Raw genomic sequence first — 1427 nt, forward strand, 5'->3', positions numbered from 1 at the left:
GTTGCGTCCTTTTTCCGGGAGGAAGAACAGACGCAGCAGGAGAGATAAAGGAGTGTGCGTATGATCAATCTGAAAATTGACCCGGAGTTCCAGTCCCAGATTCCCCCTCTGACCGATGATGAATTCAAGCAGCTTGAAGAAAATATCTTGAAAGAGGGCAAGCTGCTCTCTCCTTTGATCGTGTGGAATAATACACTTGTTGATGGCCACAGCCGTTATGCCATTCTCCAGAAGCATCCTGAGATTTATTTTTCCACTATGCCGCTCCGATTTGAGAACCGCGAAAAAGCCATTGCGTGGATTTGCCGGAATCAGTTGGGACGGCGAAACCTGAGCCCCGAACAGAAACGCTATCTGCTTGGGAAACAGTATGAAGCTGAAAAGAAAGCTGCAAAAATCTTTCGGGGTAATCAGTACACTTTAGCAAAGAAAAGTGGTGGTGATCACGGTGATAACCACCACTCTGGAAAGAAAACCTGTGACCGGATCGCAGAGGAAAACGGTGTCAGCCGTGCCTCCGTTCTCCGCGCCAGCCACTATACACGAGGCATCGACATCGCAGACAACCTCTCTCCCGGCATCAAGCAGAAAGTCTTTTCCGGCGAAGTGAAGTTTACCAACGAAGAAATGTCCAAACTCGTGCAGGCAAGTGCCGAGCATCGTTCAGATGTCCTTGCTCAAATCCTGCATCCAGAGGCATTGGAAGTGTTGGAATCTGCCAGCGCAGAATTTGAACCTGAAAAAGCAGAACCCGTTCCCATGCCCACACCACAAACAGAAGAATTCCGGTGCTATCATGTACCGGACGAGTTTATGAAGGTTTACAAATCCTTGAGCCGTGCGACCGAAATGATGAAAAACTCATGGAAGAAAACGCTCAAAAACAATCCCAGCTATTTCACTGACCCGGAAAAGCAAAAGGTTCTCCGCTTCGCAATGCAGAGGCCTGCTAACTACCTGACTGAAATCGAAACCTATCTGGAAAAGGCTCTTGCAGAAGCCCTTGAAGAAGAAAAGACAGCATAACAGCAGACACCTGTAAGCCATCAACGAGCCCCCAGCCGCAAGTGCAGGGCGGAAAGCATCCGCGCCCTTGCTAAAAATTGGAACTTTGATTTTCTCGCCCGACTTTGCTGCGGTGGGACGATCAAAGGAGCGTGCGTTTGAACAAAAAGAAAAAGTCCACAAACACTTCCCCTTATCCCGATGAAGTCATCGACCGTCTGGCACGGGCATTCTACCCGGCCATCCTTGCCTGCTGGAACAGCGAGGAAGGCCAAAGAGAATTTGCTGCGTGGCAGGCGGAACAAGCTCATCACGCCACCAGTAAAGAAAAACAGAGCGTTCCCGACTGCTGGGTATCCGTAAAACAGTTTTCGAAAAATGACACGGCAACTGCCTGTCAGGATTGGTTACGGAGTACCCGG

At 49.5% G+C, this 1427-nt stretch carries 1 protein-coding gene and 1 pseudogene; both read left to right on the forward strand.

Translation table 11 applies throughout. The features are described from left to right. Window positions 1-60 precede the first annotated feature (60 nt). Window positions 61-1026 carry a ParB N-terminal domain-containing protein gene (locus tag C7J97_RS14650; RefSeq protein WP_113993390.1) on the forward strand — a complete coding sequence of 322 codons (966 nt, stop codon included), beginning with the start codon at window positions 61-63 and terminating at the stop codon, window positions 1024-1026. 131 nt (window positions 1027-1157) lie between these two features. Then, window positions 1158-1427 (forward strand): annotated as a pseudogene (locus tag C7J97_RS15460) (hypothetical protein); the annotation flags it as partial.

Source organism: Faecalibacterium prausnitzii (assembly GCF_003324185.1).
GTDB classification, from domain to species: domain Bacteria; phylum Bacillota; class Clostridia; order Oscillospirales; family Ruminococcaceae; genus Faecalibacterium; species Faecalibacterium prausnitzii.